15 protein-coding genes and 2 tRNA genes are annotated in these 14,880 nt (G+C 43.8%); 5 read left to right on the top strand and 12 right to left on the bottom strand.

Annotated elements, in window-relative coordinates:
* Nucleotides 1-13: 13 nt before the first annotated feature.
* On the bottom strand, nucleotides 14-382 hold the full coding sequence (locus ABD943_RS01320) for a hypothetical protein (protein ID WP_345291397.1): 369 nt from the start codon (nucleotides 380-382) through the stop codon (nucleotides 14-16).
* A gap of 191 nt (nucleotides 383-573) precedes the next feature.
* Between ABD943_RS01320 and ABD943_RS01325 the strand changes: the two genes are divergently transcribed.
* From ABD943_RS01325 to ABD943_RS01340, 4 genes are all read left to right on the top strand, one after another.
* Nucleotides 574-2,688 (top strand): prolyl oligopeptidase family serine peptidase, encoded by a 2,115-nt coding sequence (locus ABD943_RS01325; RefSeq protein WP_345291398.1) that lies wholly within the window; start codon nucleotides 574-576, stop codon nucleotides 2,686-2,688.
* Nucleotides 2,689-3,022: 334 nt separating this feature from the next.
* A complete protein-coding gene (gene proB / locus ABD943_RS01330; protein ID WP_345291399.1) occupies nucleotides 3,023-3,850 on the top strand; it encodes a glutamate 5-kinase in 828 nt (275 codons plus the stop codon).
* A gap of 386 nt (nucleotides 3,851-4,236) precedes the next feature.
* Complete coding sequence (gene proB / locus ABD943_RS01335) at nucleotides 4,237-5,046, top strand: glutamate 5-kinase (RefSeq protein WP_345291400.1); 810 nt, start codon at nucleotides 4,237-4,239, stop codon at nucleotides 5,044-5,046.
* 8 nt (nucleotides 5,047-5,054) lie between these two features.
* Nucleotides 5,055-6,341, top strand: a complete 1,287-nt coding sequence (locus ABD943_RS01340; protein ID WP_345291401.1) for a glutamate-5-semialdehyde dehydrogenase — start codon at nucleotides 5,055-5,057, stop codon at nucleotides 6,339-6,341.
* A gap of 105 nt (nucleotides 6,342-6,446) precedes the next feature.
* On the opposite strand, the gene ABD943_RS01345 is transcribed toward ABD943_RS01340, so the two are convergent.
* Entirely contained in the window at nucleotides 6,447-6,689 is a 243-nt protein-coding gene (locus tag ABD943_RS01345; protein ID WP_345291402.1) for a hypothetical protein, read from the bottom strand.
* A 1,217-nt stretch (nucleotides 6,690-7,906) separates the two neighbouring features.
* On the opposite strand from ABD943_RS01345, the gene ABD943_RS01350 reads away from it, so the two are divergent.
* Nucleotides 7,907-8,635: a helix-turn-helix domain-containing protein gene (locus ABD943_RS01350; RefSeq protein ID WP_345291403.1), complete on the top strand. Its 729-nt coding sequence runs from the start codon at nucleotides 7,907-7,909 to the stop codon at nucleotides 8,633-8,635.
* Between the two features lie 73 nt (nucleotides 8,636-8,708).
* On the opposite strand, the gene ABD943_RS01355 is transcribed toward ABD943_RS01350, so the two are convergent.
* The 10 genes from ABD943_RS01355 to ABD943_RS01400 all read right to left on the bottom strand — a co-directional run bounded on the left by ABD943_RS01355 (nucleotide 8,709) and on the right by ABD943_RS01400 (nucleotide 14,860).
* Nucleotides 8,709-8,784 (bottom strand) — tRNA-Lys (locus ABD943_RS01355).
* A 182-nt stretch (nucleotides 8,785-8,966) separates the two neighbouring features.
* A tRNA-Lys gene (locus ABD943_RS01360) sits at nucleotides 8,967-9,042 on the bottom strand.
* 122 nt (nucleotides 9,043-9,164) lie between these two features.
* A complete protein-coding gene (gene iscX, locus ABD943_RS01365) occupies nucleotides 9,165-9,365 on the bottom strand; it encodes a Fe-S cluster assembly protein IscX (protein ID WP_345291404.1) in 201 nt (66 codons plus the stop codon).
* Between the two features lie 22 nt (nucleotides 9,366-9,387).
* Entirely contained in the window at nucleotides 9,388-9,726 is a 339-nt protein-coding gene (gene fdx / locus ABD943_RS01370; protein ID WP_345291405.1) for an ISC system 2Fe-2S type ferredoxin, read from the bottom strand.
* A 9-nt stretch (nucleotides 9,727-9,735) separates the two neighbouring features.
* A complete protein-coding gene (hscA, locus tag ABD943_RS01375; RefSeq protein ID WP_345291406.1) occupies nucleotides 9,736-11,592 on the bottom strand; it encodes a Fe-S protein assembly chaperone HscA in 1,857 nt (618 codons plus the stop codon).
* Nucleotides 11,593-11,602: 10 nt separating this feature from the next.
* Entirely contained in the window at nucleotides 11,603-12,136 is a 534-nt protein-coding gene (gene hscB, locus ABD943_RS01380; RefSeq protein WP_345291407.1) for a Fe-S protein assembly co-chaperone HscB, read from the bottom strand.
* A gap of 149 nt (nucleotides 12,137-12,285) precedes the next feature.
* Nucleotides 12,286-12,609 carry an iron-sulfur cluster assembly protein IscA gene (gene iscA, locus ABD943_RS01385; RefSeq protein ID WP_345291408.1) on the bottom strand — a complete coding sequence of 108 codons (324 nt, stop codon included), beginning with the start codon at nucleotides 12,607-12,609 and terminating at the stop codon, nucleotides 12,286-12,288.
* A 42-nt stretch (nucleotides 12,610-12,651) separates the two neighbouring features.
* On the bottom strand, nucleotides 12,652-13,035 hold the full coding sequence (gene iscU / locus ABD943_RS01390) for a Fe-S cluster assembly scaffold IscU (protein ID WP_345291409.1): 384 nt from the start codon (nucleotides 13,033-13,035) through the stop codon (nucleotides 12,652-12,654).
* 105 nt (nucleotides 13,036-13,140) lie between these two features.
* Nucleotides 13,141-14,355, bottom strand: coding sequence for an IscS subfamily cysteine desulfurase (locus ABD943_RS01395; RefSeq protein ID WP_345291410.1), 1,215 nt, complete (start codon nucleotides 14,353-14,355; stop codon nucleotides 13,141-13,143).
* A gap of 37 nt (nucleotides 14,356-14,392) precedes the next feature.
* Nucleotides 14,393-14,860, bottom strand: a complete 468-nt coding sequence (locus ABD943_RS01400) for an Rrf2 family transcriptional regulator (protein ID WP_223579510.1) — start codon at nucleotides 14,858-14,860, stop codon at nucleotides 14,393-14,395.
* Between the last annotated feature and the right edge of the window lie 20 nt (nucleotides 14,861-14,880).

A 14,880-nucleotide genomic window follows, 5' to 3' on the forward strand; every position in this document is an offset into this window, starting at 1 on the left:
CCATAAAAGCGCGTCACTTAACGGTGTCGCGCTTTTTTATTAGCTCTATAATCCTGCCTTTATCCTCTAAAGACCAAATAAAGTGTCCAGGGTGTACTCTCTTCAACCCTTCGCCTTTAAGCAGCAGAATCACTCTTTGTGACTGATAACCGAAAAAACTGCCGAGACTCACATGCCACTTCTTCCATATAGTAGTTTCAAAACACTTAGGAACCTTAACGTTTTCCACATTAAGTAAAAGCTCAGAAAAACATGCGTATAAAACAATTTCATTGTCCAGACCTGGTCCAGTTTGCATTTCAGGATCTCTGCTTATAGCAGAAAATTTATCTTTCCCGTAAACATCGGCAATATCAACTTCAACAATGATGTCACTCTCCATGACCAACTCTTCCAGCTCTTTCTTATGAACCTGAGTGGCAGTAGCCGGAAGTGTCATCAGTAGGCATATTAAGACGGTTAAGTGCTTATACATTATCCAAAACCTGTAATATTTCTAAACATTTCAATCCTAGCGCATCCCCCCACCCTTTGCTATTCTCAGTCGGTTAATTAACAAAATGGAGTCATTGTATGAACAAAAGACTGATTGCGGGCTTAGTTATTGGCTCGGTCGCGTCTGTGGGGGTTATGACACAAAGTATGGCGAAAGATACGCAAAAAGCATCTAAAGTCGATGATCCTTACATTTGGTTAGAAGATGTTGGTGGCGAGAAGGCCTTGAATTGGGTCGAAGAGCAGAACGAAAAATCGCTTGGCTATTTAGAATCGAAACCTCTTTATAAAGAACTGTATGAAAAGAATTTAGAGGTCTACAACTCAGACGAACGTATTCCTTACGTCAGTCAAATGGGCGACTATTTTTACAACTTCTGGCAAGACGATGAAAACCCACGTGGTTTATGGCGTCGCACCACGCTTGAAGAATACAAAAAAGAAAACCCTGAATGGGAAATCATCCTAAATCTTGATGAACTTGCCGAAAATGAAGACGAAAACTGGGTCTACAAAGGCTCTAACTGCCTGTACCCAACTTATGATCGCTGTTTACTCAATTTATCCCGCGGTGGCGCTGATGCAACTGTAGTTCGCGAGTTTGATATCGAATCTAAAAGTTTCGTCAAAGACGGCTTCCAACTACCAGAAGCTAAAAGTAGCTTAAGCTGGATTGATAAAGACACGCTTTATGTCGGTACTGACTTTGGCGACGGTAGCATGACCGACTCAGGCTACCCACGAATCGTAAAAGTTTGGAAACGTGGCCAATCGATCGAAAAAGCTCAGTCTGTGTTCGAAGGTGAAAAGGAGAACGTCTGGATTGGCGGCATGGTCTCTCACGATGGTGATGACAAATACAAGATCATTTATCAAGGCCTAGATTTCTATACATCAGAAATTTTCTTAGTAAGCGACGACGGCCTTAAAAAGCTTGATCGTCCAAAAGACAGTAGCTTTAATGGCGTAATCAACGGCCAATTACTGCTAGAACTTAAGTCGGACTGGACTGTAGGCGATAAAACCTACAAACAAGCTTCATTACTATCTATCTCGATGGATGATTATGTCGCCGGCAAGAAAAACTTTACTGAAGTACTGGTTCCTGATGCACACACCTCTATCGCTAGCGTCTCTAGCACTAAAGATCATGTATTAATTACGACCTTAAAAGACGTGAGCAGTGAGTTATATCGCTATACTTTTAGCGATGGCAAATGGTCGCATGAAAAAATCAATATGCCAGATTTAGGTACCTTGTCAGTTACTGGTACCAGTGATGAACACAACAACTTCTTCATCAACTACCAGAACTTCTTAACGCCAAGCAGCTTGTATTACTTTGATGCCAAAAAAGATTCTGCGAGCGTATTAAAAAGCCTGCCAGCATTTTTTGATGCAGCGCCTTATAAAGTCGAGCAAAAGTTTGCCGAAGCCGAAGACGGCACAAACATACCTTACTTCCTCATCATGGCCAAAGACACCGAACTGAATGGCAAAAACCCGACGCTTCTTTATGGTTACGGTGGTTTTGAAGTCTCAGTACGTCCAGGTTACTCAGCAACTATCGGTATCGACTGGTTGGAGCAAGGCGGTGTTTACGCTATGGCTAACATCCGTGGCGGTGGCGAGTATGGCCCAGCATGGCACCAAGCAGCGCTGAAGAAAAACCGTCACATTGCCTTCAACGATTTCATCACGGTTGCTGAGCACTTGATTGATACAAAAGTCACAGATAGTAAGCACCTTGGTATCCGCGGTGGTAGTAATGGTGGTTTGCTAGTCGGTACGGTTGCGACCATGCGTCCTGACTTGTATGAAGCGGTGGTTTGCCAAGTCCCTTTATTGGACATGAAGCGTTTCAACCAATTACTAGCTGGCGCAAGCTGGATGGGTGAATACGGCAACCCGGATAACGAAGACGAGTGGAACTATATTAAAACCTACTCGCCTTATCACAACGTCCACAAAGACGTCGATTATCCCAAGATCTTCTTCACGACCTCGACGCGTGATGACCGTGTACACCCAGGTCACGCCCGTAAAATGGTTGCCAAGATGATGAACCAAGGTCACGACCTTCTGTATTATGAAAACACGGAAGGTGGTCACGGCGGTGCGGCCAATAATGAGCAGTCAGCTAAGTTAAATGCATTGATTTACACTTACCTTGCTGATCAGTTAATGGATTAGTCTAAGCATTGATCGTCATCCCCGCAAAAGCGGGGATGACTTATAAAAGTTAAAACCTAGCAGCTATAAATCCTTATCACCAATTATTCATTGCAAAATTTCAAATTCTGTAGGATATTTGAGCCATGAAGTCGATTTTAAGCACAAACCTTAACCTAAAAACTGCCCTTCCCGGTCAGCCCATCCCCTATTCTTTCAAGAATCAGGCAGGTTTGCGCACTCCCATGTTTTGTAAGTACCTAAATAACTGTATGACCAACTAACTTACCAAACACAAGAATTTACTAAGCCCGCAAGCCTCGCTTCGCGGGCTTTTTTTGCATGAGGAAAATGTATGAAAGACTTTAGCTTCAACCGTTATCACAATATTGTCATTAAAGTAGGATCTGCCCTCGTGGCACCTGATGGGCACTCCTGCTCAACTCAGCACTGCCTCCCTTTGGCGAACTTTATCAAAAAGTGTCAGCGGTTAAATAAACAGGTCACCTTAATTAGTTCTGGGGCCGTCGCAGCGGGGTTTAATACCCTAAAGCCTACCGAGGGTAGCTTGTCACTTGATGAAAAGCAGGCGCTAGCCGCTGTTGGCCAATCAAAAGTCATCAATCACTGGCAACGTTTTTTTGATAACCATGTCGCTCAGGTCTTATTGACCGCCGCTGATATCAACAACAGCTCCCGCTCACACAATGCCAAACAAACGCTCAATAAGTTACAGCAATATGGCGTTTTGCCAATCATCAACGAAAACGACACCGTAGCCACAGCTGAACTTAAGTTTGGTGATAATGATAACTTAGCAGCCCAAGTTGCCAACCTGATTGAAGCCGATTTGTTAATCATCTGTAGTGATGTCGATGGCCTGTATGACATTAATCCGCATGATAACCCAAGTGCACAGCTGCTCACCTATATCAATGATCTCACCGATGAAGTCATGGCGTTTGGAACAGTGAGTCATAACCCGCAGGCGACAGGCGGAATGCAAACAAAACTACAAGCAGCGCAGTTGGCTAGCCAGTCTGATATCGACACCATTATTTGCAATGGCAAGAATGAGGCTTACCTACAGCTACTACACGATAAGGTCCCTGGCACTTGGATTGACTCTAATAAGCAGATAACTAACCAAATACAGAGCAGCATTAGAATAACTAATGCTTGATATAAACTACTGTAATTCATGACAATTTTTTACAATCAGTGGAAATCGCTGAGATAACACGAGCCTCAGAGATAAGATGTGTTCATTTTATGCAACATACCCCCCAGTTATATGGAGTTTTGGCCGCTAAGAGGCGCTCAGAGCGTCTCTGAAATTTTTTTCGAGTCAAATTTGACATAAGAAGCTGTATGTTAATAATGCAAACCGTGCTTAACATTAATCGAACAGACATAGCGACACTATCCACGGCAGGCGTTTCAAGCCAGCCAAGTCGGTTATTGTCTCCGATTAGATTACAAGCCTCGCGCTTGGGTAGCGTGTTCTAGCACACCACGTCACTTTTAACTCGTCATACATTAATCCTTTAAATATAGAAAGGTCATTTCATGCTCGAACATATTGAATTTGGTAATTACAACAACATCGTTATTAAAGTTGGCTCAGCGCTTATCGCGCCAGATGGCCACTCGTGCTCTGCGGAGTACTGCTTGCCTATTGCCCACTTTGTTAGAAAGTGCAGAAAAGCAGGTAAACAAGTAACGCTAGTATCATCAGGCGCTGTTGCGGCAGGTTTCAACTTGCTAAAGCCTGACTACGACACTCTGACTCGTAAAGAAAAGCAACCCCTTGCAGCGGTTGGTCAGTCCATGGTCGTAGCCCACTGGCAAAGATTCTTTGACGATGTTGTAGCCCAGGTATTACTGACTTCAGCAGACATCAAAAATCCTGAGCGCGCACAAAATGCACGCAACACATTCAAAACACTTGAAGAACTTGGCGCCCTGCCGATCGTAAATGAAAACGATACGGTAGCGACGGAAGAACTGACGGTTGGTGACAACGACAACCTCGTTGCACAAGTTGCCGCACTAACTGATGCTGATCTACTGATTATCTGTAGTGACATCGACGGTGTTTACGACGACAACCCGAAAATTAACCCTGACGCCGAGTTAGTTAACCAATTTGAAGGCATCAGCGACGAAGCGTTAGCCATGGGTAAGCAAAGCACCAGCGCACAAGGTACTGGTGGTATGCGTACCAAGCTTAAAGCTGCGAAATTCGCCTCGGAAAATGGTATTGATACGATTATCTGTAACGGTACGAACGAAAGTTACATGCGTCTATTCAGTAACCAAAACCCAGGTACATTAATTCGCAACAATGCTGACGAAAGTAAAGAAGACGTCGCTTAGGAGGAACCATGAACATGAAAGAGAATTCATTCCAAGATCAAGAACAGCAAGAGTTATATGAACTAACGCTTCGTGCCAAAGAAGCAGCCAAAACTCTTGCCACATTAACCAGTAGCCAAAAGAACGATGTGCTTGCTGCGATGGCGAAACAGCTGAAGACCAACCAAGCACAAATTCTTGAAGCGAACAAAAAAGACATTGAGTACGCGAAAGAAAACGACCTGTCAGACGCTATGGTTGATCGTCTTCTACTCGACGAAGAACGTGTCGATGGCATGGTAAGCGCGCTGCATAATGTGATGAACCTAGCTGACCCAGTCGGCGAGATGGGCGAAAGCACCCTACGCCCTAACGGTATCCGTGTGGCGAAAATGCGTATCCCGCTAGGCGTCGTGCTGATGATTTATGAAGCGCGCCCTAACGTTGCGGTTGAAGCAGCAGCGCTAACGCTAAAATCAGGTAACGTGGTTATCCTGCGTGGTGGTAAAGAAGCATGGCACTCAAACAACGCCATTATCGACTGCTGGCACCAAGCGATTGAAGCGTGCGGCTTCAGTAAAGAAATGGTCTGCATCGTGCCTTCGCAAAGTCACTCAGCTGTGAATCATCTACTCCAGTTCCGTGACACGATTGATCTCGTGATCCCACGTGGCGGCGAGCGCTTGATTCAGGCGGTAACGGATAACAGTAAGATTCCAGTGATTCAGCACTTTAAAGGCGTGTGTCACTTATACGTCGACAAATATGCTGACTTAGACAAAGCTGAGAAGTTACTGAAAGACGGCAAGGTATCGCGTCCAGGCGTCTGTAACTCGCTAGAAAGCTTAGTGATACATAAAGACATTGCTGACGAATTCCTGAAGCGTGTCAACGCCCTAGGCAATGAGTTTGGCATCCAATTTAAAGCAGACAAAGACTCTGCCAGCAAATTGGACAATGCGGAAGTAGCAAGCCCTGAAGACTACCACAACGAATACTTGAGCTTAGCCATGAGTGTCTCACAAGCTGACTCTTACGAAGCTGCTATTGAACACATTCAAAATCACAGCTCAAGCCACACCGAAGTCATCGTCACTAAAGACATCGACCGTGGCAACGAATTCGTAAAACGCATCAACTCGTCTGTTGTGATGGTTAACGCTTCATCACGCTTCTCAGACGGCGGCGAACTTGGCCTAGGCGCAGAGATTGGTATCTCAACCAGTAAACTACACGCCTACGGTCCTATGGGTCTTGTACAACTAACTACTGAAAAATATGTGGTGACAGGCCAAGGCCAAGCGAAACACTATTAATAAACAGCACTATTAATTATTACAAAGCGTTCGAGCAATAGGGTTCTACCAAGCCCTATCGTTGAAGCCGCGAGGTCAAACTCGCGGCTTTTTTTCGAAAGTAACTTACCAGCCGATACCTTGTGAGTCTTTTATGTAAATCATCATCAAGAGCATCAAAATAATTAACATTGGCATTAAAGTTATCGCAACATATTTATAAACGCTTTTAACTTTGGCTGATAACTCATCAAAATTATCCTGTATTTTAGGGATTTTCTTTTTTCCGTTAATAAAATAAGACACTGTCATTTCAAAAATAAAAAAAACAAAGGTTAGTTTCGTTTTAGAAAAGTCTTCATTGGTCATATTTAAGTTAAAGAAGATCACCACCAATACATTCAGGTAAATCAGAGTCCTAATACCATACATCCACACAAAAGCCGACTCATCTGGGTGCTTGTGGTTAAGTTTTATAAAAAATAAAAATATCGCATAATAGCAATGTCTAAAAAAAGATATCATGGAACTATACGCTCTTGCTTATAATGATGCTTTTTTCGTATAGATTAATACCCTTTTCTTTGCTTGTCCAAAGAAAAGGGCGAAAAGAAAAGACACCCCATGTCGTTAGGTGCTTCGCACTACCCTCGATTTAAAAAGTCATTAACGCGCCGCAAAACGAAACATCCTGTTTCGCCTTTGCTAAATTGGGCTATCCCTGCCCAATTTACACGATGACTTTTGAAACCTTCGGCTAACTTAAAGGGGAAACCACATAACATGTAACTAAAACTTGTTGGCAATTACCTAATTTATTAAAAAGGAAATTGCTCCAGCAGTATAGGATGGGTTAGCTTAGCGTAACCCATCAAAATTAAAAACTCCATTGGTGGGTTACGACTTTACGTCTAACCCACCCTATGCATAATTTTAATAAGAGTTCCAAGGCTGTCATTCCAAATTTAATTTGGAATCTTTTAAGCCCCTGAATCGAGCAAGCGTAGCCTCAATGGAACAAAGTGACTTCGAGGTTTATATCAACTATTACCCCCTCGATTACGGCCGTAGGAAGTGCACAACAGGCATTCCTTTCAGCCACCCAAGGTGCGCTTACGCTAATCGAGGCTGCGCACTTGATTAGCATGCGAACTAAATCCCCCTTAAAGTTAGCCGAGCGAAGAAAAGTTATAGCGTAAATTAGGCAGGAAGCTTAATTTAGTCAAAACGAGACAGGCAAGCAATGCTCCTGGCATTGCTAATGCATTCCCCACGTCCATGTGGGTCAGATGTTTCGTTTGGCGGCGAGTAACTTTGATAAGCGAGGGAAATGCGCAGCATCTAACGTCAGGGGTGAGCTTCTCTTTGGATACTTTCTCTTGCTCATCAAGAGAAAGTATCTCGCCGAGTGGCGAAACAGGATGTTACTAGAGATTCCCGCTTACGCGGGAATGACAAAACGGCATAACCTCTTCAAATTCCTTAACATTCCTGTATATTCCTAGTTATTCCAATCAATTCATCTGGTTATTCCTAGGGCTTTTGAAAACAATGATAGCGTCAACTAACCACATGGAGACACAATAATGACACTTGGTGAAAAGCTACGCTCATTGCGTTCAATCAGCGGCTGGACCCAGCCTGAGTTTGCTCAAAAGTTGGGGATTGAACAGTCCTATCTATCAAAGCTAGAGAACGATAGAAGCATTCCTTCTGTCGAGATTTTCGATAAGTTGTGTACGGCTTATGAAATTACGCCAGATGATATGATTAAGGACCTGGATAAGAATTATGTCCGCCAAAAGCTGATGCATATCCCTATCATCGCCAACGCGACCAATAGCAAGCATGAAGTGGCAAAAGGCAAACGTAAAGCAGCTGTGATCGTCTGCTCGACGTTTATCCTAGTCGGAGTACTCTTTTTCTTTATTGCGCACCTTGAGCTACTTTCAAGTAATAAGCAGTGGGAGTATCGTTCGCTTGGAGTTGATTTCAAACACGAAATCAATCAATGTCTTGAAAAGGAAAACCCCAAAAAATGCTATATAAAATTTACAGGAGCTTATTTAAAAGGCGCTCACTTTCAAAGCACTCATAACGAAGTTCCTCACAGTATTATAACTAATGAATACAAAGGAGAGGCTTTTACTAAACAATTAGATATGGGTTTTAGAGAATATCATGCAAAACGTTTAGAAGATAAGCGTAGCCCAGCCAATAATATCTTCTTAATATTCGCCGTGTTTCTCGCAACTCTAGGGGTTCTTGGCTTAATTGTCGAAGCGCGATTCTACCGAATAGACAAGCAATCTTAAGATTAAGACCATCCAGATACAAAAAAACCGCTAAGCGTACTTAGCGGTTTTTTGCTCCCCGAGGGGATAAATATGGTGGGTTGCACAGGAATCGAACCTGTGACCACCTGATTAAAAGTCAGATGCTCTACCGACTGAGCTAGCAACCCAAATCAACTAAGGCAACGCCTCGTTTGATGGCGCGTATAATACCGTTTTTAACCAAAAAGACAACCCTTTAACGCCATAAATCTGTAATAATTTTTTATGATGTCATTGAGATTATAAATGGCAAACAAAAAAGCCGCTTAGCTTTCGCTATGCGGCTTTATGCTCCCCTAAGGGATGAATATGGTGGGTTGCACAGGAATCGAACCTGTGACCACCTGATTAAAAGTCAGATGCTCTACCGACTGAGCTAGCAACCCATTGATTTGGCTATCTTTCTAGCCAAGCTCACCATCGCTGATGAGACGCGTATAATACTGTTTTTTACGGAAAATACAACCTTTATACGCGAATTTTTAAGCTTTTTTATCGTTTCTAAGTCCTACTCAGCCTCTTCAATCCAAGCTGCCTGGATGGCTTCAAGAATTCTTTCGCCACTACGGTTTGGATCATCATCAAACTCATCAAGCTCAATGACTTTACTGCGTAAGTCCATAAAATTAATACGAGTCGGATCCTGTTCAGGGAACTTCTCATACAACTCAATAGCGATATCTAGACTATCTGTCCACTTTAAGCCCATAAGCTACTCCTTCAAAAGACGCCTAATGACGCTCTGAGACCTGATTAATGGTGTACTTAGGGATTTCTACGATTAAATCCTCATCGTCCACTAAAGCTTGGCAGCTTAAACGTGACTCAGGCTCTAATCCCCAAGCTTTATCCAGCATATCATCTTCTAGCTCGTCACTCTCTTCAAGTGAGTCAAAACCTTCACGAACGACCACATGGCATGTTGTACACGCGCATGACATTTCGCAAGCATGCTCAATAAAAATTTTATTATCTAAAGCCACGTCTAATACAGACTGGCCTTTTTCTGCTTCTACTTCTGCGCCTTCTGGGCACAACTCTTCATGAGGTAAAAATATAACTTTTGGCATTTATTTACCCTATATATCGTCAACTTCATGGCCCACAAGAGCCTTGGCAATGCTAGCATCCATACGGCGGCTAGCAAACTCATTACTACTTTTCTCAACCGCTTCTACAGCTTTTTCGATAGCTTCAACACTGTCACCTTGAGTCGTTTGGTTCAACTGCTCAAGTGACGACTGGATTGCAGCATATTCGCTGTCGCTGAGTAACTCTTTTCCGTTTTCGTTCAACGCTGCTGTCACAGCCTCGATGACACGTGCTGCTTCAACTTTCTGCTCACGCAGCATCCGAGCTTCCATATCGCCTTCTGCGTGGCTAAAGGAGCTTTGTAGCATGTTAGTGATTTGATCATCGCTTAAGCCATATGACGGCTTTACTGTGATGTCAGCTTTAACACCGCTAGTCGTTTCTTCGGCTAAAACCTGTAATAAACCATCTGCATCAACTTGATAAGTCACTTTAATTCTAGCTGCACCAGCGACCATTGGCGGAATACCACGCAGTTCGAACCGCGCTAGTGAGCGGCAGTCATCGACCAACTCACGCTCACCTTGGACCACATGAATCGCCATCGCCGTTTGGCCATCTTTAAAGGTCGTAAACTCTTGTGCTTTTGCGATTGGAATTGGCGTGTTTCTTGGAATGATTTTCTCAGCGAGACCACCCATGGTTTCTACGCCTAACGATAACGGAATCACGTCCAATAACAACATATCGTCGTCAGACTTATTGCCGATAAGGACGTTCGCTTGAATCGCGGCACCGATAGCAACCACTTTGTCTGGGTCAATATCGGTTAGTGGCGGTACTTTAAAATGCTTTTCAACTTTTTCGCGCACCAGTGGTACTCGTGTCGAACCACCGACCATGACGACTTTATCGACTTCATCAACTTTAATACCGGCATCTTTCAAGGTACGACGACAAGACAATAATGTTTTATCGACGATAGGCGCAATAATATCTTCAATCTGTTGGCGACTCATTTGGCCATCCCAGTCAAGGAAATTGACATCAACCGTATCGGTATTGCTTAATGCCTCTTTGATGTCGCGAGCTTTGATCATTGCAAGCTGGTGCGCACGACGATCATCACTATCAATATTTGCTTGTTCAACTAAATAATGCGCAATGGCACGGTCAAAGTCATCGCCACCAAGCGCGCTATCCCCGCCAGTCGCCAATACTTCAAACACGCCTTTTTGTAAACGCAAAATGGAAATATCAAAAGTACCGCCGCCGAGATCGTAAATGGCATGAATACCTTCACTGCCGGTATCAAGACCATAAGCCACAGCTGCTGCTGTTGGCTCGTTAAGTAAACGCAATACTTTTAAGCCCGCTAATTGTGCAGCATCTTTAGTCGCTTGACGCTGGGCTTCATCAAAATAGGCAGGTACCGTGATCACAACACCGCCTAATTCGCCGCCAAGGGTTTGCTCAGCGCGGTCAGCCAAAGTGCGCAAAATATCGCTCGACACTTCAACCGGATTTTTTTCAACGGCATTGTCAAGAATCACACCCGGCATACCAGACTCAGACTCAACCAACTGGTTAGCGCTGAACTCTTTAATCTTATCCATATCAGCCAATCCACGGCCCATTAAACGCTTAATTGAACTGATAACGTTACCTGGCTCGATAGCTTGTTGGGACTTGGCTTTATGACCGACCTCAAACTCATCCTTGCTAGTGTAATGAACGACCGATGGCACTGTATGTTTGCCATTAGCGTCAGCCAAGGTTTCAGCCTTACCGCTACGCACTGTAGCAATCAGCGAGTTTGTTGTACCTAGGTCTATGCCTGCGGCCAATTTATGCTGATGAGGTTCTGTGCTTTGACCGGGTTCTGAAATTTGCAGTAATGCCATAATAATTTACTTAATCTAAAATTGTATCTTCAGCGAGTTCAATGTCGTGCAAAGTCTTGTGCAAAAACTGTAACTTATAAATCGATACTTTTAATGCTTCAAGATCCCAATCGTCTTGCTCAAAAAGCTGCCCTAAGGAAGCTTCTTGCTCTTCTGCCATCGCTTCAATTTTATCGGCAAAGCTCATCAACGCTGACGCATCTTTTTGCTTCGTTAGGTTGTCTAACTCTTCGCGCAACTCTAACTGCTGCATTAAAAACTCTGGATCGTTAACGGTGTGATCTTTTGTGGTATCAATACCTTTTTCAATGTCTAGAAGGTATTGAGCACGTTTGACGGGATGTTTCAGTACGGCAAAAGCATCATTTAAGCGAGTCGTTTTCTGCATTGCTAACATCTGCTGCTGACTACCACCTTGCGCATGACGGTCAGGATGGGCAGACTGAAGCAAGCGCTTTAACTTACTCGACAGATCTTTTTGATCGACGAAAAAATTCGGCTCAAGGCCGAATAATTCAAAATAATTTCGCTGCGCTTCTGCCATAATATTAAATTCGTTTGGAGATAGTTGAATTTTCTAGTGAGAATAATTTATTCAGGGTGAGGCAAATTTAAATTCGGCTAGGGAATTTATAAATAATAAATGACCAACAGCGAATTTAAATTTAACAAAACCATGGATAAATTAGGCCACTAGACGGTGAAGGACTCACCACACCCACACTCACCTTTCACATTCGGATTCACGAACTCAAAACCTTCGTTCAATCCTTCTTTCTTAAATTCCAAGTGAGTGCCTTCTAGGTACAGTTTACTTTTTGGATCGATAATGACTTTAACGCCTTTATCCTCATACACAATATCTTCATCATTGAGATCGTCTACGAACTCTAGAACATAAGCCAAGCCAGAGCAGCCCGTCGTCGTTACACCGAGCCTAACTCCGATGCCTTTACCACGGTTCTCTAGAAATGACTTTACACGCTCTGCTGCTGAGTCTGATAAAGTGATCGCCATAAATTACCTGTACCTATTGATTTCGCTTTGCTTGTAATGTCGTTACTTTTGACTTCTTTCTTTGAAGTCTTTTACTGCAGCTTTAATTGCATCTTCTGCCAGTACTGAACAGTGAATTTTCACTGGTGGCAACGCTAGTTCTTCAGCGATGTCTGTGTTCTTGATCGCTTGAGCTTCGTCAACGGTTTTACCTTTAACCCACTCGGTTACTAGCGAACTTGATGCGATAGCAGAACCACAACCATAAGTTTTGAACTTTGCATCTTCGATGATGCCTTGTTCATTCACCTTGATCTGCAGTTTCATAACGTCTCCACAAGCTGGAGCGCCTACCATACCAGTACCTACAGTCGTATCATCTTTTTCGAACGCACCAACGTTACGTGGGTTCTCATAATGATCAATAACTTTTTCACTATATGCCATAATAATCTCTCCAAGCGGGGCTGATGTTCATTCAACACTGGCCCCTGTTGCCTTTCAAAGTCACGTCAATTGAGACGTGGGGAGCGCCAGTTTGGTCACTCCAAATTAATGTGCCTGCCACTCAACTTTTGACAGGTCGATACCTTCTTTATACATATCCCACAATGGAGATAATTCGCGCAAACGACCAATGCCTTCGCGAACTTTCTCAATGGTATAATCAATTTCTTCTTCAGTGGTAAAACGACCAATACTGAAGCGAATTGAACTGTGTGCCAGCTCGTCATCACGACCTAGCGCACGCAATACGTATGAAGGCTCCAAGCTTGCTGATGTACACGCAGAGCCTGATGATACTGCTAAATCTTTAAGCGCCATTATCAATGACTCACCTTCAACAAAGTTGAAGCTGATGTTAATAATTCCTGCTACGCGCTGTTCTTCATGGCCGTTAAGATAGACTTCTTCCATATCATTAACACCACGCCATAAACGCTCACGAAGACTGATAATACGCTCATTATCTTTCGCCATATCTTCTTTCGCGATACGTGCCGCTTCGCCCATACCTACGATTTGGTGAGTTGGCAAGGTACCAGAACGCATGCCGCGTTCATGACCACCGCCGTGGATCTGCGCTTCTAAACGAACCCGCGGTTTACGACGCACATACAATACGCCAACACCTTTAGGGCCATACATTTTGTGACCAGAAATCGACATCAAGTCGACTTTGGTGTTTTGCACGTCGATCGGTAATTTACCGGCGCTCTGCGCTGCATCCACGTGGAAAATAATTTTACGCTCACGGCACAGTTCACCGATAGCGTCGATGTCTTGAACTACGCCGGTTTCATTATTGACATGCATGATGCTCACAACAACGGTATCGTCGCGAAGAGCTTTCTTAAACTCATCCATGTCAATCAGACCGTCGTCTTTAACATCAAGATAGGTCACTTCAAAACCTTCGCGCTCAAGTTGGCGCGTAGTGTCTAAAACGGCTTTGTGTTCAGTTTTAACTGTGATGACATGCTTGCCTTTCTTGCCGTAGAAATGTGCAGCACCTTTGATGGCGAGGTTGTCAGACTCGGTAGCACCCGAAGTCCATACGATTTCGCGTGGGTCTGCATTAATCAAGTCCGCCACATGCTGTCTTGCTTCATCAACCGCTTCTTCCGCTTCCCAACCAAACTTATGGGAACGAGACGCGGGATTACCGTAGATGCCATCAATACTCATGTATTGAACCATCTTCTCGGCAACACGCGGATCTGCTGGCGTGGTTGCTGCATAATCAAGATAGATGGGTAATTTCATTCTCTTCTCCGCTAAAATATCAAGCACAATTCAAAAGTTAGCCAAAAGCTATAACGTCTTCTTCACGAAAACGCACATTTTGGCGTTCAGCCACCTGCTGAACAAAATCTCTCTGGATAACATGGTCTAACGTTATCCCGCTCAAAAACTGGTATATCTGATCGCTAAGCTCTGACCATAATTGGTGAGATAAGCAAACATCTCCACCCTGGCAGTCGCCTTTGCCATTACAGCGAGTAGCAGTAATGGGTTCGTTTACGGCTAAAACAACCTCTGCGATGCTAATTTGTGTCGCAGGACGCTTTAACTCGTAACCACCGCCGGGACCGCGAACGCTATCCACCAGATTGGCTTTGCGCAGACGCGCAAAAAGCTGCTCTAGGTATGACAACGAAATATGCTGCCTACCTGAAACTTCTGCCAATGTTATGGGGCCTTTCCCTGTGTGCAACGCTAAGTCCAGCATTGCCGTTACAGCATATCGACCCTTGGTGCTTAACTTCATATCAGTACCTTTACTTCGAT

It is taken from the genome of Kangiella marina (assembly GCF_039541235.1).
In the GTDB taxonomy this organism is placed as follows: domain Bacteria; phylum Pseudomonadota; class Gammaproteobacteria; order Enterobacterales; family Kangiellaceae; genus Kangiella; species Kangiella marina.